Raw genomic sequence first — 18,947 nt, 5'->3', positions numbered from 1 at the left:
GAACGATAGCAGATACCGCCCCGCCACGCCGTTACTCTGCCCGATTTGATGTTCAAACGCCGCCCATGGGCGCGGTTGTGTCAAACACTGTCGTGTTCCTGACTTTCGATCACCATCCCCGCTTCGACGCGCACGGGCACGCGCGTCAACGCTGCGCCAAGGCAAGGCCCGTCGACGCACACGCCGTCCTCGAAACGGAACATCGCACTGTGATGCGCGCACATCAGATGCTCGCTGTCATAGGTCCAGAACGTGTCCGGCTCGTAGTTGAGCGGGATCGAGAAGTGCGGGCATACATTACGATAGGCCCACGCGCGATCGCCGCGGCGCAGCACGACGATGGCAGCCTCGCCCCCGCCCGCAGGCGCGATCTGCCTGCCGCCGCCATCGGGGATGTCATCGAGCGGACATAGTGCCGTGGCCGTCATCATCATGCCGCTTCGTCTGAGCGCGTCAGCACGAAGTCGCGCTGCACGTCGAAGAACGGGCTCGGCAAGTCCCACTCCTTCGCGTCGGCGCGGCTCTCGTTCGTCGCGTATTCGACCACGAGCGAAGGCTTCACGCCGAACACCGCATCGGAATCGACATACGGATCGTCGGAACTGAACAGCGCCGTGGTGAGGGTGTCGTAGCCGGGCGCCTGGATCAGGAAATGCACATGCGCAGGCCGCATCGGATGACGGCCGAGCGCGAGCAGCATCTGGCCAACGGGACCGTCCGTCGGAATCGGATAGGGCGTCGGCTTGATCGAACGGAACGCGTATTCGCCGTTCGGCCCCGAGCGGAACCGGCCACGCAGATTGCTCTCCGGCTGGTCCGGGTCCTGTCCTTCGTACATGCCGTTATTGGCCGTTTCCCACACTTCGATCAGCGCGTTCGGCACGGGCTTGCCCGACTCGTCGATCAGCCGCCCGCGAAACAGCGCCGGCTCACCTTCCGTGCGGGCGATGTTCGCGCCGAACGCTTCGTCGTGCGCGCCTTCGCGATAGAACGGCCCGAGCAGACTGTGCTCCGTGGCAGCCGATTCCGTTACGTCGTGCTGACGATGAATCGCGTCGAGCATGATCGACAGGCCGAGCGTGTCCGACAGCAGAATGAACTCCTGCCGAATGCCGTCGCATTTCTTGCCTGTCTGCGTGAGGAACTCGATGCCGCGCCGCCATTCGTCGCCCGTCAGTTGCACTTCTTCGGCAAACGCGTGCACATGTTTGATGAGCGCCGTCATGATCTCTTTCAGGCGCGCGTCGGCGCAGCCCGAAAGCGTGGCGAGCACGATGTCGGTAGTAGGGTGAACTGCGGGGTTGCTATTTGTCTCTCTCATGATGTCCTCACGCTCTCTGGGCGCTGGTTGCGTTGTTCATTGCATCACCGATATAGCGCCTGCGCTATGCGGGCCTGCGTCCTTCGTAAGCATTTTCCAGCAACGCGCGAAGCGGCTCGCGCTCCACCGCGCGCGGATTCCAATAAGGGCTCTTCAACGCGAGATCGAGCGCGACATCGATATCGCCTTCCTTCATGCCGATGTCCTTCAGCGCGATCGGCGCGCCGTTGTCGCGCGCGAGATCGTACACGGCTTGCGCGGCATCGTCCGCATGCAGGGCGCGCGCGATACGCTGCATCGCGTGCGGCGCCGCCGCGCGGTTGTACGCGAGCGCGTGCGGCAAAACGATCGTGTGCGTCTCGGCATGCGGCAGATTGAACGTGCCGCCAAGCGTATGACACAGCTTGTGATGCAGCGACATGCCTACACTGCCCAGCACCGCGCCGCACAGCCATGCGCCATAGAGACACGCGGCGCGCGCATCGAGATCGTCAGGCGTCTTCATCACGCGCGGCAAGCCTTCGCCCAACGCGCGTATGCCCTCTTCCGCCATCAGGCTCATGATGGGATTCGCGTCCTGCGAGTAGAGACCTTCGGCGGCATGCGCAATCGCGTTGATGCCGCTCGTCAACGAAAGCGCGGGCGGCAGCGATACGGTCAAAGAGGGATCGTAGATGACCGTCTTCGGCAACACACGCAAGTCACGGCCCGTCTTCTTCACGCCGCCTTCCGTGAGGCCGTAGATCGGCGTCATTTCGGAACCCGCGTAAGTGGTCGGAATCGCGATGATGGGTAGCGACGTTTCGAGCGCGATTGCCTTGCCGAGGCCCGTCGTCGAACCGCCGCCGATGGCGATCGCGCAATCGGCGCCGACACGCGCCGCGTAATCGCGTGCTGCACGCGCCGTTTCGACGGGTACGTGCATCACCGCTTCCGCATAGACGCCCGCCGCGCGCGGCCCGATGCGTTCCGCGAGTTGCTCGGCCTGTGCGCGCTGCTGCGGCGTCGACAGCACGATGGCGCGTTGCGCGCCGAGCAATTCGATCTCGCGGCCCAGATGATCCAGACTGCCGACGCCGAATACGACGCGCGAAGGCAAGCCCTGATAGACGAACGGTTCCATGGAGTTAGCGTTCCAGCATGGTTTCAGCGCGGATAATAAGGCGGGATCTGCGCATCGACATTGATCCACACCGACTTGGCCTGAGTGTACTCGCGCATCGCTTCGAAGCCCATTTCGCGCCCATAGCCGCTCGCGCCGACGCCGCCGAACGGCGAGCCCGGACTCACGCGCTTGTAGCAGTTGACCCACACCATGCCGCTATGAATCTCGCGTGCAATGAGGTGCGCGCGTTGCAGATCGCGCGTCCACAGGCCCGCACCGAGGCCGTACTCCGTGCCGTTCGCAATGGCGAGCGCTTCTTCGTCGGTGCGGAAGGTCGTCACGCTCATGAACGGGCCGAACACTTCTTCCTGCGATACACGATCAGTCGGCTTCGCTTCAACGATGGTCGGCTCGACATAGCAGCCGTTCGCGAGCGCCGCATTGTCCGGCGACTTGCCGCCCGACAGCACGCGTCCGCCCTGCTCGCGCGCGATATCGACATACGACAGCACGCGATCGCGATGCTGCCGCGAAGTCAGCGGGCCCATTTCCGTCGACGGGTCGAGCGGATCGCCGATACGGATCGAACGCGCGAGCGCAACGAACTTCTCCAGCACTTCATCCGCGACCGACTCATGCACGATCATCCGCGACGCGGCGATGCACGCCTGCCCCTGGTTGTGGAAGATGCCGAACGCAGAGCCTTGCACGACGGCATCGATATTCGCGTCGCCGAACACCACGTTCGCGCCCTTGCCGCCCAGTTCGAGCTGCACCTTCTTCAGATTGCCGCTCGACGCCTGCACGATCTTGCGCCCCACAGCCGTCGAGCCGGTGAACGCGACCTTGCCGATCTCTGGATGTTCGGCGATGTACTGGCCCGTCACATGCCCAAGCCCCGGCAGAATATTGACGACGCCCGGCGGAAAACCGACCTCGGCCATCAGCTCGGCAATCGCGAGACTGGAAAGCGGCGTGAGTTCGGCGGGCTTCATGATCACGCAGTTACCCGCTGCGAGCGCGGGCGCCATCTTCCAGCTGGTGAACATCAGCGGAAAATTCCACGGCACCACCTGCCCGACGATGCCCACCGGCTCGCGCGTCAGGTAGTTCAGAAAACCCTGCTCGACGGGAATCACCGAGCCTTCGAACTTGTCTGCCATGCCGCCAAAATAGCGGAACGTCGCCGCCGTGCGCGGCACGTCGAGATTGCGCGTGTCGCGGATCGGATGACCCGTGTCGATCGATTCGAGGCGTGCGAGCCGGTCTGCATTCGCTTCGATCGCATCGGCGAGCTTCAGCAGCAGACGCCCGCGCTCGGCGCCCGCCATGTTGCTCCACTTCGGGAACGCCGCTTTCGCCGCAGCGACGGCACGATCGACGTCGGCGTGATTCGCCATCGAGACTTCGGCGATCACCGAGTTGTCGTGAGGATTGAGCGTGGCGAGTGTTTCGCCCGAGAGCGATGGCACGAAGCGGCCGTCGATGAAGAGTTGCGTTTGCATGTCAGTCCTGCTCGATGAGGCGTTTGGGCGTGAGCGTCCCCGCGGCGCCGGCTAGCCAGCGCCGTGTTTCGGAGACCACCAAAGGAAGTGCTTAGAGCTGAATCGGATACGGCGGCAGTTCACCGCTCTCGTATCGCTTCGGTAAATCGGGCGTCGCGTTCTCCCACACCAGCAGCATCGAACGCTTCTGCGAATAGCCCTTGTGGCGGATATCGGCGGGCATCGCGGCAATGTCGCCCGCGTTCATCGTGATGCGCGCACGCGGCTCGCCCGTGTCCTTGTCGGCGACATCCCAGATGATCTGATCCGACAGTTGCAGGAACCACTCGACGCGATCGTTGCCATGAAACACGGGCAGCACGAATTCTTCCGTTGTCGGGCAAAACAGGCTTTGCTTGCACACCGACGTCACCGACGGATTCCACGTCACATCCGAGCGCGACAAATACTTGAACAGGCTGAACGCGTGCAACTCGTTCTCGAAACCGGGCGCGGCGTGAATTTCCGGCTCGTCCTGCGCGACATCGGCGAATTGTCGATTGATGGGGAAATCGTCGCGCAGCGGCGAATCGCCTTCCAGGCCTGGCATGCGCTTCGTGGCAATGCGCGTGCGTTCGATCGCCGCGATGTTGTCGCCATGCTTCGCGCCGAATGCGGAACCCGTCTCTTCGGGCGCGGCGAACGGGTCGAAGCCTTCGTTGACCCAGTCCCGCAGAATCGCCTTGAAGGTCGCCATGATGACGGGCGTGTCGAACTGCTGCGTATGATCGACGGCGGCGTCGCGGAAGCTCGCGTTATACGCGCCCGCATACATGTCGACCTTGCCGTAGTGATTGCGCGTGCCGATCACTTCGTCGAAATTGACCCAGCCGTAGAAGAAGCCCCACGCGACGTCGCGCATCATCGCGCGAAGGAAGTCGTCGGCGTGCATCTGATGCGAGCGCTGCTGGCCTTTCGCGGGCCACTTGATGGTGACGAAGTAGGCGTCGCGTGAAAACTCGAAATCGCCGAGGCGGAACGTGCGATAACCCGTGGCGGCATCCGGCTCGCCTGCGCTGACGTTTTGCAGCGTATTGACTGTGCTCATGACCGACTCCAGAAAAAGGTTGTGCGTTACTGAATGCAGATGTCTTTCCACTTCTCGACCGAATAGCGGCCCAGAATGGTCTGCACGAGCAGCACGCCTTGTCCTGCCGTCTCGAAGCGATACGCGGCGCCCGCGGGCAACAGCGCCTGATGACCGCGGCGCAGCCGCACGAAGCCCATGCTCTTTCCTGAAGGCGTGCCGTCGAGCCGCACACTGCCCTCGGTTTCTGCATCGACCAGCGGGCCGTCCGAAGGCTTGATGAAATGTACGTCGATCTCGCCATCCATCACGACGCAGAATTCGTCGTGCGATGCCGTGAACCACGGCGACGTACCTTCCGCCCGCAGCGTTTCGATCACGTACTTGAGGTTCTTGCCGACCACGATCTTCTCGTACGGCGCGGCATGGCTCGCGACTTCGAACACATTCGACATTGCGTAGTGTTCGGGCTTGCCCTTGATGATTTCGATGGAGCCTTTACGGTAGTTGTCGAGACTCCCCAACCAGGTCTGCTGCATGTCTGCCTCCTTGAATCTGCGTTGATTCTGTCGGCCACGTCTTGCGTGGTCTTGCGTGATTCCATGGACGCAAGAGTAAGTGCCGGGAGGCGCAACAGCAATGATCCGAGGTTCGGCAAATCAGAACGCAGGGTGCGGGCAGAAGACCCCAGGGAAATTACCTGGCGTCGTCGTTCAGGCCTGCGGGGCGGGCCGAGCGGGACGTGTGGCCCGCGTGGCCCGTGCGGCGCTCACTGGTCGGCGAGTTCTTCGCCGACGCTCTTCGTATCTTCATCGTCGGGGGCGATGCCGAGCGCCTTGTCCCATTGCGGCTCGCGCAGATAGCGCCCGCGCAGGAAGTCGACGAACGCCTTCACCTTCGCCGTCGAGCGATGCGAGGCGGGATACACGGCCGACAGCCACAGCGGCGGCGCCGCGTAATCGGGCAGCACACGCTCCAGACGGCGTTCGAGCAGATCGGCGGCGGCGACCATCGTCGGCAGATAGACGACGCCCGCGCCCGCCCGCGCGAATTCGAGCAGCAAGTGCACGCTATTGGTTTTCAGCACCGGATTCAGCGCGATTTCGAAGCACTCGTTGCCCTTCATCAGCGGCCACTTGTCGCCCCACGGGTAGTACGAGTAACGCGCGAAATCATGCCGCAGCAGATCGAGCGGCGTTTCGATCACGGGCTCTTCCTTCAGGTAGCCGGGCGCTGCGCACAGCACGCCACGCACGGGAAAGAGCCGCCGCTCGACAAGCAGATTCGACGCGGGCGGATAGATCTGCAACGCGAGGTCGAAGCCTTCCTGCACGGGATCGATCACGCGGTCGTTGACCGTCACGACGAACTCGATGCGCGGATGTGCCTCGCGAAACTCGATCAGCGCACGCGAGAAATGACCGAGCGCGAAACCTGGCAATACATGGACATTGAGCGTGCCCGACAGCGACTCGTGCTGCGCGGCCGAGCGGCCGGACAGATCGTGGACCTTGTTGACGAGTTCGGCGCATTCCCGGTAATAGGTCTCGCCGATCTCCGACAGACGCACCGCGCGCGTCGAACGATGAAAGAGCGGCACGCCGAAGTGCTCTTCGAGCTGCTTCACGCGCGACGTGACGACGGATTTCGCCACGCCCAGCTGGCGCGCGGCGCTCGCGAAGCTCTGGGCCTCGGCGGCCCGCACGAACGCTTCCATCGACATGAACAGATCCATGCTGTCTCCTGTGCAACGCCTGCTGAATGACGGACCGTTCTCTGCTGCATGGCATGAAGAAGGCCGTTCCCGCTAATACGGTGAGTGTACGTTTTTTCGCGCGCGGCATCGCGATGCGCGGCGAATCAGGACGCCGCGTAAAAACGGCAATGCCGCCGTGCAGTTTGTACAGAACACTGTGCGGCGCAACAGTGCGCATCCTGTCGGCCGGCCTTGCTGCACCGCGAACGCGAGCGAATCCCAAAACCTGGAACAGCCGTTGCTTGACACGGCGAAAGCCATTGCCCTGCCGCGAGGTCCGGGCGACTGCAATCATGCGGACATGGAGGGTTCATGCGTCTGTCGATTCTGATCAATACATCCGACCCGACCGTCAATCACGACTACGCGGTGTTATGGCTCGACACGATTAACCACGCGTGGACGTCGCAGGATCGACGCGGCGTCGAGTTGCCGTCGTCGGGCGAGGTGCGCGAGGACGGGCACGTCATGTCGCTGTGCGCGCGCGGCAGCGAAGCGCCACTCGTCACGCTGTACGGCGTGCGCCTCGACCGGCATGGCAATATGACGTCGGCACAAGGCCAGGCGACGTGGATCTCGCACTCGCGGCCCGACGCCGTCGCGGGCTTCTGGCGCTTGCAGGCCGTCGAGCGTGAAGGCTCGCCTTCGATGCGCCGTTAGCCGCTGCCGTTCACCTCGCTCAAAAAAACGCCGTTGCTGCACGATGGCAGCAACGGCGTTTCTACGCCTGAGCGCACGTCGCTTGCTTCACGCGGGCACGGTCTCAGCCATCTGCCGACGCGACCACACGCGATGCTGCCCCACCGCTTCGATGAACGGCTTCAACACCGCCTCGACCTTGCCGTCGTCACCGATGAACACGCCATCGCCTTTCTCGGGCAGATGCGACGCGCTCAACACGTCCTTGCCCGCGCCCGTTGCCGCGATGGCCTTCAGATGCCGGAACGCTTCGAGCACGAAGTGGCGCGCGTCGCCCGATTGCGCGAGCGCCTTTGTGCCCTGCGCGCCGCCCACGACCACCACGCCATCGAACATGATCGACGGCATGCCGGAGATCGTCGCGTCGGGGTTCATGCCATCGATGGGCGCGAGTGTCGGCGCGACCAGCAAGGGCGTCGCGCCCTGCGACTTCAGCGCCGCCTGCACGCTCTTGATGGCGGCGCCATCGCTGCCCGGCGCGGCGAGCACCGCGATCTTGCGTGTCTTGATGCCGGGCACGCCGCGGTTCAGCAGGCTCAAGGCCGGCGAAGGCTTTTGCTTGCCCGCTGGCCGCGCACCCTTGCCGGGCTTAGGCAAGCCGAGACCTTCAGCCACCGTCGCCGCGAGGCCCGCGTCGAAGTTCGCGAGAATCTCATTAACCACGCGCGCGCGAATCTCCGGCTTCGTCACCTTGCCCAGCTCGAACTGATACGCGAGCGCGATGTGTTCTTTCTCGACGTCGCTCATGCTCTGATAGAACAGCGCGGCCTGCGAGAAATGATCGGCAAACGAGTCGCTGCGCACGCGGATCTTCGTGCCTTCCATCGGCTCGGCGTAGCTCTCGAAGCCGCCATCCTTTGCAGCGGGATCGGTTTCCTTGGGCCATGCGTCGCTCACTGAATTCGGCTCGTACGAAGCCTGGCCGACGTTGATCGTCTGCCGGTGCATGCCGTCGCGCTGGTTGTTGATGTTCGGGCTGACGGGACGATTGATGGGGATCTCATGGAAGTTCGGGCCGCCAAGCCGGCTGATCTGCGTATCCGTGTACGAGAACAACCGCCCTTGCAGCAGCGGGTCGTTGCTGAAATCGATACCCGGCACGACGTGACCCGGATGGAAAGCGACCTGCTCGGTTTCGGCGAAGAAGTTGTCCGGATTGCGGTTCAACGTCATCTTGCCGATGATCTTCACAGGCACGATCTCCTCGGGCACGAGCTTGGTCGGATCGAGCAGATCGAAGCCGAACGAATCCTGATCTTTCTCTTCGATGATCTGCACGCCCAACTCGAACTCCGGATAGTCGCCACGCTCGATCGCTTCCCACAGATCACGCCGGTGGAAATCCGGGTCCTTGCCCGCGAGCTTTTGCGCTTCGTCCCACAACAGCGAATACGAACCGAGCACGGGCCGCCAGTGCAGCTTCACGAAGCGCGACGCGCCCTTCGCGTTGACGAAGCGGAACGTGTGCACGCCGAAGCCTTCCATCGTGCGCAGGCTGCGCGGGATCGCACGGTCCGACATCGTCCAGAGCACCATGTGCGTGGCCTCGGGCACGAGCGACACGAAGTCCCAGAACGTGTCGTGCGCCGAGCCGCCCGTCGGCATTTCGTTCGGCGCTTCGGGTTTCACGGCATGCACGAAGTCGGGAAACTTGATCGCATCCTGAATGAAGAACACGGGCATGTTGTTGCCGACCAGGTCGTAATTGCCTTCCGATGTGTAGAACTTCGTCGCGAAGCCGCGCACGTCGCGTACGGTATCGGCGGACCCGCGCGGGCCCTGCACGGTGGAAAAGCGCACATATACGGGCGTTTGCACTGACGGGTCCTGTAAAAAGGCTGCCTTCGTGTATTCGGCCATCGGTTCGTAGACCTGAAACACGCCGTGCGCCGCCGAGCCACGCGCATGCACGATGCGCTCCGGAATGCGCTCATGGTCGAAGTGCGTGATCTTTTCACGCATGATGAAATCTTCCAGCAACGACGGACCGCGCGGACCCGCGCGCAACGTGTTCTGGTTATCCGCGATCTTCACGCCCTGGTTCGTGCGCAGCGCTTCGTTTTGCGGACGCGCGCGAGAGCGTTCGAGATCCTTCGACTTGAGATCTTCCGCCGGCGCGGAAGGCTGCTGGTTACGCTGCTTGTTTGCCATCTGTGGGGCTCCTTTGCCTGAAAAACCGCGCGACGCACGGGGCGTCTGCGCCTGCATCGTCAAAGGGTCTCCGCAAGCACCGTTCCAGACGCAAGTGACTCACGACGAGTCGGTCGTGCAGCTTGCGCGGCACGGGGTTTGCGCTAATGAATCCACGGGCGGGTCAACAACACCGACTCGTGACAATCAAATCATCCTGGGAGGTTCGACCATGAAACGCACGATGAAGAAGGTACTTGCTACTGCACTGGTCATGGCTTTGTCCGGCGGCGTCTATGCTCAAGCGGCAGGCGGCGCGGGCGGCGGGGGTGCTGCTGGCGGCGGTAACGGCGCTGGCGGCAGTTCATCCGGCAACGGCGTGGGCGCGGGCGGTGGCAACGCGGGTGGCGCAGGCGGTGTGGCAACGCCCGGCGCAGGCGTCAACCGCATGCAGCGCGGCAGCACGAACGACAGCGGCTACGGTACGCCGGGCACAACCGCGACAGGCGGCGGCGCGGGCACAGGCACGGGCTCGACGCCGAATAGCGCGGGCATGAACCGGTCGAACAACGGCACGATGCAGCAGAACGGCAAGATGCAACCGGGCACGAACGGCACGAACCAAGGCGGCCAGTGATGTCCGTCGAATCGTAGGAAGCGACCGCTGTTCACGCGCCCCGGCGTCATATCGACGCCGGGGCGCTTTGCGTTTCCTGCGGCCCGCTTCGGTCGACGCGCGCGATGAACTTCCGCCGTATCGCGCGAGTCCATTGATGCACGGGCGCACGCCTGCAGACACCGCCGGGTCCTTCGCGGAGACAAGCTTTGAGCCAACAGACAGACCTGATCGTCGCGCGTCCCGAAGGCCTGTATTGCCCGCCAGGCGACTTCCATATCGATCCGTGGCGGCCCGTCGAGCGCGCGGTCATCACGCATGCCCACGCCGATCACGCGCGCTTCGGGCATCGCCGCTATCTCGCCGCCGAACCCGGCGCGCTCGTGCTGCAGTCGCGGCTACCGGGCATCGCGTTGCAGACGCTCGCGTATGGCGAGCGCATCGCGATCAACGGCGTCGACGTGTCGCTGCATCCGGCGGGACATGTGCTGGGCTCGGCGCAGGTGCGCGTCGAATATCGCGGCGAAGTATGGGTCGCTTCGGGCGACTACAAGCTCGACGCCGATCCCACTTGCGCGCCGTTCGAGCCCGTGCGCTGCGATACCTTCATCACCGAGTCCACCTTCGGCCTGCCCATCTACCGCTGGGACGCGCCGCAAACGGTGTTCGACGGCATCGACAGTTGGTGGCGTCACAACGCGGCCACCGGTCGCGCTTCCGTGCTGTTCTGCTATTCGTTCGGCAAGGCACAGCATATTCTCGCGGGCATCGATGCGGGCATCGGCCCGATCTTCTGTCACGGCGCCGTCGATCCATTGAATCGGGCGTATCGCGCAGCGGGTGTCGCGCTGCCGCCCGTGCGCCTCGTCAGCGAGATTCCCGCGAAGAACAAAGAGGCCTTCCGACAGGCACTCGTGATCGCGCCGCCGTCCGCGCAAGGCAGCGCATGGCTGCGGCGCTTCGGCGAATACAGCGACGCGTTCGCGTCGGGCTGGATGCGTCTGCGCGGCACGCGCCGGCGGCGCGGCGTCGATCGCGGCTTCGTGCTGTCCGATCATGCCGACTGGCCCGGCCTGCAAACGGCCATCGCCGCGACGGGCGCACAGCGCGTGATCGTCACGCATGGACAGGTCGAACCGATGGTGCGCTGGCTGCGCGAGCAAGGTCTCGAAGCGGGCGCGTTCGCAACCGAGTACGGCGATGATGCAATCGAAGCAGACGCAGCGGCGGCCAGCGAAAGCGAGCCTGCAATGAGCGCCGACGTATCGACGCCCGAAGCATCATGAAGCGCTTCGCTACGCTCTATACCGCGCTCGACGCCACGACATCGACGCGCGACAAGCTCGATGCGCTGATCTCCTATTTCCACGCCGCGCCGCCCGAAGACGCCGCGTGGGCGTCGTATTTTCTGGCGGGCGGCAAGCCGCGCCAGTCGGTGCCGACGCGTCTGCTGACCGACATCGCGCGCACCCGCGCCGGCCTGCCCGAGTGGCTGTTCGAAGAGTCGTATCAGGCCGTCGGCGATCTCGCGGAGACCATCGCGCATGTCTTGCCGCCCGCCGCGCGCACCTCGGAGCTTGGCCTCACGCAGTGGATCGAGGAGCGCATCCTGACGCTGCGCGGCGCTTCGCCGGAAGCGCTGCGCGAGCGGCTCGTCGCGTACTGGGACGAACTCGACTGGAGCGGCCGCTTTCTGTTGACGAAGCTGATCGGCGGCGGCTTTCGTGTCGGCGTGGCGCGGCAACTCGTGGTGCGCGCGCTCGCCGATGTGGCGGGCGTCGATCACAAGCTGATCGCGCAGCGCATGGTCGGCTGGACGGATTCGAGCCAGCCGCCCGACGCCGCGCGCTATCTTCGCCTGATCGCGCCCGCGCCTTCCGGCGACGCAAGCGCTGATGCGCAAACCGCGCGTAGCCGCCATGAAAGCGAACTCGGCCTGCCCTATCCGTTCTTTCTTGCGCATCCGTTGCAGGTCGATCCCGCGACGCTCGGCGATCCGTCGTCGTGGTTCGCCGAATGGAAGTGGGACGGCATCCGCGCGCAAGTGGTGAGACGCGATGGCCGCGTGTGGGTATGGTCGCGCGGCGAAGACCTCATCACGGACCGCTTTCCCGAAGTCGTCGCCCTGGGTGAGACGCTGCCCGACGGCACCGTACTCGACGGCGAAATACTCGCGTGGGAACCCGGCGCGCTCGCGCCGCTTCCGTTCGCGCGGCTGCAACCGCGCATCACACGCAAGTCGCTGACGAAGCGCGTGCTCGCCGAATCGCCCGCGACGTTTCTCGCCTACGACCTGCTCGAAGCGAACGGGGACGATCTGCGTATGCAACCGCTGCACGAGCGGCGCGCGCGGCTCGATGCACTGGGCGCGACGCTCGCGAAAGACCCTCTGCGCGTATCGCCGCTCGTCGACGCGCGCGACTGGAACACGCTTGCCACGACGCGCGACGAGAGCCGCGCGCGCGGCGTCGAAGGTCTGATGCTGAAGGAGCGCACGTCGATGTATGGCGTGGGACGAACCAAGGCGTCGGGCACCTGGTGGAAGTGGAAGATCGACCCCTATGCCGTCGATGCCGTGCTGATCTACGCGCAACGCGGCCACGGCCGGCGCGCGAGCCTCTATACGGATTTCACGTTCGCCGTGTGGGACGAGGCCGACGGCGTGCGCACGCTCGTGCCCTTCGCGAAGGCGTACTCGGGCCTCACCGACGAGGAGATGCGCGAGGTCGATGCCATTGTGCGCAAGACCACCGTCGAAAAGTTCGGCCCCGTACGCAGCGTCACGCCGACGCTCGTGTTCGAGCTCGGCTTCGAAGGCATTCAGGCGAGTCCACGCCACAAGTCGGGCGTGGCCGTGCGCTTTCCCCGCATGCTGCGCTGGCGCACCGACAAACACATCGACGACGCCGACACGCTGGCGACGCTCAAAGGTTTCATCGACGAACGCGAACGCGCGCGTTGATGTCCGCATTTTTGTGCATGCTAGCCAATGGTGTCAAAATACGGTTTTGGGCATTTCCAGGACCGAGGCAAACCATGGCAGGAGTTCGTCAGTTCAATGAAGACGACGCCTTCGCGCACGCGCTGGACGTCTTCTGGCGCAAAGGCTTTCGCGCCACGTCGATGCTGGACCTCGCCGAAGCGACGGGCGTGCAGCGCGGCTCGCTGTATAACGCATACGGCGACAAGGAAGAGATCTTCATGCGCGTATTCGAACGCTATGCGCAGCGTTTCGTCGCGGACGCGCGCAAGGCGCTCGACAAGCCCGATCTGCACGACGCGCTGACGTCGTTCTTCACCTTCGCGATTCGCTCGATCTCGCAGGGCACGCCCACGCGCGGCTGCCTGTCGACGAAAACGGCCGTCGAGATCGAACCGGACTCGCCGCGTCCGCGCGAGGCGTTGCAGGCCATGCTCGATGCGCTCGAAGCGGCCCTCCTGAGCGTGCTAGACACGAAAGAAGCACGCGCGCAATTGACGCTACCGCCGCAGCAGGCAGCGAACCTGATCGTGACGACGACGCGCGGCATCGCGGTGATGGAACGCGTCTACGGCGATCCGAAGAAGCTCAGGCAGACGGCGTTCGCACTGGTCGATGCGCTGGTGCGCAAGCACTAACCCACTCGCTTCAACCGATACGCGTACGTCACATAAGGCACCGTCACCGTATCGTGCGTGCTCAGCGCTGGTTCCGACGCGATCAGCGCGCGCACCTCGCCCTCAACTTGCGCCCACTCTTCGGGCGGCAACGCGAGAATGAAGCTTGTCGAGTGCACGCGCGTCACGATCACATCTTCGACGGGTCCCGTGTGCCCGTGCGGCATGTGCCGCTCTTCCAGATCACCGAAACCGTCGGCCGGGAACACGTTACGCCATTCGCCCGTGTGATAGCGCGGCGCATCGCCTTCGCGCGCGTTGACGATCGCGTCGAGCCGCTCGACCCACGGCACGCGCGCATCGCGCACGTTCCACACGAGCCCGAGATGTCCGCCCGGTTTCAGCACACGGCGAATCTCGGCAAGCGCAGCGGGCATCGCGAACCAGTGAAACGACTGCGCGCACAGCACGGCATCGACGGATGCGTCGTTGAGCGGCAAGCGCTGCGCAGTGCCCTCGCGCACATCGACTTGCGGCAGCGCAGCGGCGATTTTTTCGCGCATCTGCGCAACGGGTTCGACGGCGATCACGCTTGCGCCCGTTTCGACGAGACGCGGCGTGAACTTGCCCGTGCCCGCGCCGAGATCGACGGCCGTCTTGCCCGGCCCGAGCGCCAGATCGCCTTTCAGCCAGCCTGCCAGTTCCGGCGGATAGTCGGGACGGCCTTTGACATAGGTATTCGCGCCCTTCGTGTAGCCTTCCGACGCGGCGTGATGAACATGTGGCGTGGGGTCGGTCATATCGGTAATCTCAGTATCGAAGCTGTTCATTGTGAACGATCCATTTACGCGTGAGCAAATGTTCGCGCTTATGACGCACTGCCGCATCGATCAGCGGTCGCCTCGTGCCGTAATCATGACCAGTCGCAAGGCAAACGGGCATCGCTCTTGCGAGACTGTCGTGCGCGCGTTCACAGCGCGATAATGGTTCTCGCACGACAGCGCACAGCGCATGGAGGTCGGCATGCAAGGCAGCCAGCTCACCGTGTTCGCGGCCACGACCGGCCCGCGCAAGCACCATCAGACGACAGTCGGCTGGATACTCGACGAAGCGCGGCAAGCGGGTATCCATGGCGCGACGGTCGTCGATGTCAGCGAATGCGTGGACGTGAACGGCAAATATCACGCGGCGCGCTTTGTCGAACTCGCCGATCAGCCTGTCGCCATCACGCTCGCGGGAGAAAACGAGCGCGTCGATGCGCTGCTCAACCGCCTGCGGCAAGGCAGCGTGCCGCTCTTCTATACGCGCTGCGCCGTCGATTACGAGGTGCTCGGCAGCGGTGTGCCGTGAAAGCGCGTAATCTGCTTCAAGTCTGACGCACACAGCGACGCACACGCTTACCGATCCACGCGCTAGCGGTGCAACGCGAATCCGGGCGACAGGAGAAACGCGATGAAAACAGAGCCAAGACTCTTGCATGATGTCGGACTGTTCGATGCGGTGTTCGCTTACGTTCAGGACAAGGACCCTACGGTGCACGCGGGCGCGATGTTCGGCTGCCCGGCTGCGTTCGTCGGCTCGAATCTCGCGTTTTGCGTGTACGGCAGCGGCATCGGCATCAAGCTGCCCGCCGAACGCGCGGCGCAGCTGGTGGACACGGGCCGCGCGTTCGCTTTCCAGCCGTATGGCCGCTCGGCGATGCGCGAATGGGTCGAGATCCGAATACCGCGCGAGCGCGTCGGCGAAATCGCCTCCGTGCTGATCGAAGCGGTCGACTATGCGCGGCATCACGTGAGCCATGCGGGCGCCAGGGCGCCGTCGGCTTCGGCGTCACGGGCCTAGCAGGGTTGGCATCCAGCGGGCGAGCGTCACGATGAACGGCTGTCAATTGACTTTCTTCACTGAGCGCAACCGGCGGCACGGTCATCAGACCGTGTGCGAATGGCTGCTGCACGAGGCGCGCGGGCTTGGCATTCGCGGCGCGACGGTGGTTAGTTGCGCGCAGGGCGTTGGGCATGCGGGTGCTCTTCATGCTGCGCATGCACTCTCGCTCGGCGACCAGCCGCAGCAGGTGATCCTCGCGACCACGGACGCTGAAGCGGATCGTCTGCTCGAAATCGTGCGTGCGGCGAATGTTCATGTGTTTTTTACTCGCATGCCGGTGGAGTTTGGCTAAGATCGGCGGGGATGAAGCGGCCGGGCCGGAGGGGCATCATCGGTTGTTCTGTCGTCACGGGAGCTGACCGGGGGATGTGCATGCGTTGCCCCTGTGCGGGGCGGCAGATGCTTTGCCTGCGACTGCTGGTTGGTTTGCTTCGGGTTTGCGCTGGCATCCGCGCTATGCCTTCGTGCTTCATGCGTCGCCCCTGTGCGGGGCGGCACCTACTTTTCTTTGCCGCCGCAAAGAAAAGTAGGCAAAAGAAAGCGGCTCACACCGCCAACTCTTCTTCCTGCCTGAGGGCCCCCAACCGGTCTTACGCTACACACGGCAACGACGTGACTCATGTTTGTTGCCAACGCTTCGAATGAACGCCTCACCCGCTTCGAATACCCGTACTCGGGCAAGCGGCAGCGAATGGTACGTGCCGCCCAGGTGGCAAACTGTGTGTAGGCTGTCGCGTCGTATAGCTTGGTGCTCTTACATCGCAGCACGCGTGCGCTATCGGTTCGAAGTGAGGCGTGTGCAGTGCTACGGCCTACACACAGTTTGCCACCTGGGCGGCGGTGGAATATCTGGCACGGCGTGCCGCATTGCAGGTGCGTGAAGCGGGTGAGGCGTCAATTAAGAGCGTTGGCAACAAGCATGAGTCACGTGTTTGCCGTGTGAAGCGAGGGACCGGTTGGGGGCCCTCAGGCAAGAAGAAATGTTGGCGGTGTGAGCCGCTTTCTTTTGCCTACTTTTCTTTGCGGCGGCAAAGAAAAGTAGGTGCCGCCCCGCACAGGGGCGACGCTTGAAGTGCGAAGGCATAACGCGGATGCCAGCGCAAACCCGAAGCAAACCAACCAGCCGTCGCAGACAAAGCAGGCACCGCCCCGCACAGGGGCAACGCTTGAAGCACGAAGGCAAAGCGCGGATGCCAGCGAAAACCCGAAGCAAACCAACCAGCCGTCGCAGACAAAGCATCTGCCGCCCCGCACAGGGAGCAACGCTTGCACCGCGCAAGCGCCACGCGGATGCCAGCGCAAAGGCAAAACCCCCGATCGCTTACCCCGCACCGCGCTCGTTACGCGCAGATCACACATATCGACAGCGACTAGCCCCCGCACTGAAAATCCAGTTGTAACCACAACGTCATGGCATTTGCCGGACTGGCTATGCAATAATCAACATTCACTTACATCGCTCGCCGCCCGTGCTGCTTGCCATCAAGGCTTTTATCGCTCCCGTCATCGTCGCCTGCGCGATGTTCATGGAGAGCGTCGATGCGAATGTCATCGTCACTGCGCTGCCTGAAATGGCGCGCGCCTTCGGCCGGGACCCCGTCACACTGAAAATCGCCGTCACCAGCTACGTGCTCGGGCTCGGGGTGTTCATTCCCGTCTGCGGATGGCTGGCCGACCGTTTCGGCGCGCGCTCGGTGTTCCGCACGGCAATCGGCATCTTCGTGGTCGGCTCGCTGGCGTGCGCGGCGTCGACATCACTCGCGACGTTCACGGTTGCGCGCTTCATACAGGGCGTGGGCGGCGCGATGATGGTGCCTGTCGGGCGGATCATCATCTTCCGCGTGGTGGAGCGTTCCGAGTACATACGCGCGATGAACTACCTGAGCGTGCCCGCGATGCTCGGACCTGCGGCGGGACCGCTGCTCGGCGGCTTCATCACGACGTATCTGCATTGGCGGCTGATTTTCTTCATCAACATTCCCGTCGGCATTCTGGGCATCTGGCTCACCAACAAGTACATCAAGAACACGCGCGAGCCGCATCCGGGTCCGCTCGACTGGTTGGGTTTCGTTTTGTCGGCGGGCGGCGCGTCGCTGTTTCTGCTTGGGCTTTCGCTCACCGACGGCGAACTGGTGACTGGCACGACAGCCACCGTGATGACGGTGATCGGCGCTGTGATGATCGGCATCTATGTGCTGTATGCGCGGCGTGTCGAGCGTCCGTTGCTCGATTTGCGGTTTTTTCGCGTGCCGACGTTTCAGGCTAGCGTGCTGGGTGGATCGCTGTTTCGTATCGGGCTTGGTGCTGTGCCGTTTTTGCTGCCGCTTGTGCTGCAGGAAGGGCTTGGGATGAGCGCCTTCGAATCGGGGTTGATTACGTGTGCCTCGGCGTTTGGTGGCATGTTCATGCGGACGCTTGCTGCCACTGTCTTGCGACGCTGGGGGTTTCGCACTGTGCTGATGTATAACGCGGCGTATTCGGGTATCGCCATTGCCGCGTGCGGTGCGTTTTTCCCTGGGACGCCGACGTGGTTGATCTGGGTCATTGTGCTGCTTGGTGGGTTCTTTCCTGCTTTGCAGTTTACGAGTTTGAACTCGATGACTTATGCGGAGATTGAAAGCCGTGATGTGGGTCGGGCGACTAGCCTCGGCAGTGTTGTGCAGCAGATTTCTCTTGGGCTTGGGGTTACCGTTGCGGGGATTGTGCTGTCGATTACTCGTGCTGTGCATGGGCATGCTGCTCTGCAATGGTCGGATTTCTGGCCCGCGTTTGTTGTGGTTGGGCTTTGTTCGTTTGCTTCGATTCTTGTTACCAGGAAGTTGTCGGCTAATGCTGGGGATGAGATTGTGAGGGGGAAGAGAGAGGTCACCACAAAGTAGGTTTTTTTTGTTGTCTGCGACGCTGGTCGGTGTTTTTGTGTTTGCGCTGGCATCCGCGTTTGCGTTTTCTCGGCGCGGGCGGGTTGGGTGTGCTGGTCTTTTCGCTGGCATCCGCGTTTTGCATTCGTGCTTCAGGCGTCGCCTTCCGGTTTTTGCCGTTGCGCCAGCATCCGCGTTTTGCCTTCGTGCTTCAGGCGTCGCCTTCAGGTTTTAGCCGTTGCGCCAGCATTCGCGTTTTGCATTCGTGCTTCAGGCGTTGCCTTCCGGCTTTAGCCCTTGCGCTGGCATCCGCGTCATGCCTTCGCACTTCAAGCGTCGCCCCTGTGCGGGGCGGCACCTACTTTTCTTTGCCGCCGCAAAGAAAAGTAGGCAAAAGAAAGCGGCTAACA

At 63.4% G+C, this 18,947-nt stretch carries 19 protein-coding genes; 10 read left to right on the top strand and 9 right to left on the bottom strand.

Annotated features, from left to right (window positions below):
• Positions 1-80: 80 nt before the first annotated feature.
• The 7 genes from SB822_RS32340 to SB822_RS32310 form a co-directional block, all read right to left on the bottom strand.
• Positions 81-434, bottom strand: coding sequence for a Rieske (2Fe-2S) protein (locus SB822_RS32340; protein WP_410856462.1), 354 nt, complete (start codon positions 432-434; stop codon positions 81-83).
• Positions 431-1,321, bottom strand: a complete 891-nt coding sequence (locus SB822_RS32335; RefSeq protein WP_410856461.1) for an intradiol ring-cleavage dioxygenase — start codon at positions 1,319-1,321, stop codon at positions 431-433. The genes SB822_RS32340 and SB822_RS32335 overlap by 4 nt, the downstream gene beginning before the upstream one ends.
• A gap of 64 nt (positions 1,322-1,385) precedes the next feature.
• On the bottom strand, positions 1,386-2,444 hold the full coding sequence (locus SB822_RS32330; RefSeq protein WP_410856460.1) for a maleylacetate reductase: 1,059 nt from the start codon (positions 2,442-2,444) through the stop codon (positions 1,386-1,388).
• A gap of 23 nt (positions 2,445-2,467) precedes the next feature.
• Positions 2,468-3,931 (bottom strand): aldehyde dehydrogenase family protein, encoded by a 1,464-nt coding sequence (locus SB822_RS32325; protein ID WP_007733299.1) that lies wholly within the window; start codon positions 3,929-3,931, stop codon positions 2,468-2,470.
• 91 nt (positions 3,932-4,022) lie between these two features.
• Positions 4,023-5,018 carry a hypothetical protein gene (locus SB822_RS32320; RefSeq protein WP_009770384.1) on the bottom strand — a complete coding sequence of 332 codons (996 nt, stop codon included), beginning with the start codon at positions 5,016-5,018 and terminating at the stop codon, positions 4,023-4,025.
• 26 nt (positions 5,019-5,044) lie between these two features.
• Positions 5,045-5,536, bottom strand: a complete 492-nt coding sequence (locus tag SB822_RS32315) for a hydroxyquinol 1,2-dioxygenase (protein WP_114221709.1) — start codon at positions 5,534-5,536, stop codon at positions 5,045-5,047.
• A gap of 230 nt (positions 5,537-5,766) precedes the next feature.
• Positions 5,767-6,732, bottom strand: a complete 966-nt coding sequence (locus SB822_RS32310; RefSeq protein WP_009770382.1) for a LysR family transcriptional regulator — start codon at positions 6,730-6,732, stop codon at positions 5,767-5,769.
• A gap of 333 nt (positions 6,733-7,065) precedes the next feature.
• On the opposite strand from SB822_RS32310, the gene SB822_RS32305 reads away from it, so the two are divergent.
• Positions 7,066-7,413 (top strand): DUF3564 family protein, encoded by a 348-nt coding sequence (locus SB822_RS32305; RefSeq protein ID WP_079501129.1) that lies wholly within the window; start codon positions 7,066-7,068, stop codon positions 7,411-7,413.
• Between the two features lie 87 nt (positions 7,414-7,500).
• On the opposite strand, the gene katE is transcribed toward SB822_RS32305, so the two are convergent.
• Positions 7,501-9,660 carry a catalase HPII gene (gene katE / locus SB822_RS32300; protein ID WP_410856496.1) on the bottom strand — a complete coding sequence of 720 codons (2,160 nt, stop codon included), beginning with the start codon at positions 9,658-9,660 and terminating at the stop codon, positions 7,501-7,503.
• Positions 9,661-9,814: 154 nt separating this feature from the next.
• Between katE and SB822_RS32295 the strand changes: the two genes are divergently transcribed.
• The 4 genes from SB822_RS32295 to SB822_RS32280 all read left to right on the top strand — a co-directional run bounded on the left by SB822_RS32295 (position 9,815) and on the right by SB822_RS32280 (position 13,816).
• Positions 9,815-10,219, top strand: a complete 405-nt coding sequence (locus tag SB822_RS32295) for a hypothetical protein (protein WP_079488148.1) — start codon at positions 9,815-9,817, stop codon at positions 10,217-10,219.
• A 188-nt stretch (positions 10,220-10,407) separates the two neighbouring features.
• Positions 10,408-11,484, top strand: a complete 1,077-nt coding sequence (locus tag SB822_RS32290; RefSeq protein WP_410856459.1) for a ligase-associated DNA damage response exonuclease — start codon at positions 10,408-10,410, stop codon at positions 11,482-11,484.
• Entirely contained in the window at positions 11,481-13,160 is a 1,680-nt protein-coding gene (locus SB822_RS32285) for an ATP-dependent DNA ligase (protein WP_410856458.1), read from the top strand. The genes SB822_RS32290 and SB822_RS32285 overlap by 4 nt, the downstream gene beginning before the upstream one ends.
• Before the next feature lie 74 nt (positions 13,161-13,234).
• Positions 13,235-13,816: a TetR/AcrR family transcriptional regulator gene (locus SB822_RS32280; protein WP_009770375.1), complete on the top strand. Its 582-nt coding sequence runs from the start codon at positions 13,235-13,237 to the stop codon at positions 13,814-13,816.
• On the opposite strand, the gene SB822_RS32275 is transcribed toward SB822_RS32280, so the two are convergent.
• Positions 13,813-14,625: a class I SAM-dependent methyltransferase gene (locus SB822_RS32275; protein WP_410856457.1), complete on the bottom strand. Its 813-nt coding sequence runs from the start codon at positions 14,623-14,625 to the stop codon at positions 13,813-13,815. The genes SB822_RS32280 and SB822_RS32275 overlap by 4 nt on opposite strands.
• Positions 14,626-14,818: 193 nt before the next feature.
• Between SB822_RS32275 and SB822_RS32270 the strand changes: the two genes are divergently transcribed.
• The 5 genes from SB822_RS32270 to SB822_RS32250 all read left to right on the top strand — a co-directional run.
• Positions 14,819-15,145 (top strand): DUF190 domain-containing protein, encoded by a 327-nt coding sequence (locus SB822_RS32270; protein WP_007745746.1) that lies wholly within the window; start codon positions 14,819-14,821, stop codon positions 15,143-15,145.
• 102 nt (positions 15,146-15,247) lie between these two features.
• Positions 15,248-15,637, top strand: coding sequence for a hypothetical protein (locus tag SB822_RS32265; RefSeq protein WP_007745747.1), 390 nt, complete (start codon positions 15,248-15,250; stop codon positions 15,635-15,637).
• A 31-nt stretch (positions 15,638-15,668) separates the two neighbouring features.
• On the top strand, positions 15,669-15,971 hold the full coding sequence (locus SB822_RS32260) for a DUF190 domain-containing protein (RefSeq protein ID WP_410856456.1): 303 nt from the start codon (positions 15,669-15,671) through the stop codon (positions 15,969-15,971).
• A 1,153-nt stretch (positions 15,972-17,124) separates the two neighbouring features.
• Positions 17,125-18,558, top strand: coding sequence for an MFS transporter (locus SB822_RS32255; RefSeq protein ID WP_269138817.1), 1,434 nt, complete (start codon positions 17,125-17,127; stop codon positions 18,556-18,558).
• Positions 18,559-18,617: 59 nt separating this feature from the next.
• The coding region (locus tag SB822_RS32250; RefSeq protein WP_410856455.1) for a hypothetical protein at positions 18,618-18,947 on the top strand (330 nt) is incomplete at its 3' end.

Origin of the sequence: Paraburkholderia sp. SIMBA_054 (genome assembly GCF_046534875.1) — a bacterium.
Classification (GTDB): Bacteria; Pseudomonadota; Gammaproteobacteria; order Burkholderiales; family Burkholderiaceae; genus Paraburkholderia; species Paraburkholderia hospita.
This window is presented reverse-complemented; position numbering and strand designations above follow the sequence as displayed.

Bases quoted from the DNA above. Each gene is read 5' to 3' on its own strand.
- SB822_RS32340 (WP_410856462.1), bottom strand. From the start codon at position 434: ATGATGATGACGGCCACGGCACTATGTCCGCTCGATGACATCCCCGAT.
- SB822_RS32335 (WP_410856461.1), bottom strand. From the start codon at position 1,321: ATGAGAGAGACAAATAGCAACCCCGCAGTTCACCCTACTACCGACATC.
- SB822_RS32330 (WP_410856460.1), bottom strand. From the start codon at position 2,444: ATGGAACCGTTCGTCTATCAGGGCTTGCCTTCGCGCGTCGTATTCGGC.
- SB822_RS32325 (WP_007733299.1), bottom strand. From the start codon at position 3,931: ATGCAAACGCAACTCTTCATCGACGGCCGCTTCGTGCCATCGCTCTCG.
- SB822_RS32320 (WP_009770384.1), bottom strand. From the start codon at position 5,018: ATGAGCACAGTCAATACGCTGCAAAACGTCAGCGCAGGCGAGCCGGAT.
- SB822_RS32315 (WP_114221709.1), bottom strand. From the start codon at position 5,536: ATGCAGCAGACCTGGTTGGGGAGTCTCGACAACTACCGTAAAGGCTCC.
- SB822_RS32310 (WP_009770382.1), bottom strand. From the start codon at position 6,732: ATGGATCTGTTCATGTCGATGGAAGCGTTCGTGCGGGCCGCCGAGGCC.
- SB822_RS32305 (WP_079501129.1), top strand. From the start codon at position 7,066: ATGCGTCTGTCGATTCTGATCAATACATCCGACCCGACCGTCAATCAC.
- katE (WP_410856496.1), bottom strand. From the start codon at position 9,660: ATGCAGGCGCAGACGCCCCGTGCGTCGCGCGGTTTTTCAGGCAAAGGA.
- SB822_RS32295 (WP_079488148.1), top strand. From the start codon at position 9,815: ATGAAACGCACGATGAAGAAGGTACTTGCTACTGCACTGGTCATGGCT.
- SB822_RS32285 (WP_410856458.1), top strand. From the start codon at position 11,481: ATGAAGCGCTTCGCTACGCTCTATACCGCGCTCGACGCCACGACATCG.
- SB822_RS32280 (WP_009770375.1), top strand. From the start codon at position 13,235: ATGGCAGGAGTTCGTCAGTTCAATGAAGACGACGCCTTCGCGCACGCG.
- SB822_RS32275 (WP_410856457.1), bottom strand. From the start codon at position 14,625: ATGAACAGCTTCGATACTGAGATTACCGATATGACCGACCCCACGCCA.
- SB822_RS32270 (WP_007745746.1), top strand. From the start codon at position 14,819: ATGCAAGGCAGCCAGCTCACCGTGTTCGCGGCCACGACCGGCCCGCGC.
- SB822_RS32265 (WP_007745747.1), top strand. From the start codon at position 15,248: ATGAAAACAGAGCCAAGACTCTTGCATGATGTCGGACTGTTCGATGCG.
- SB822_RS32260 (WP_410856456.1), top strand. From the start codon at position 15,669: ATGAACGGCTGTCAATTGACTTTCTTCACTGAGCGCAACCGGCGGCAC.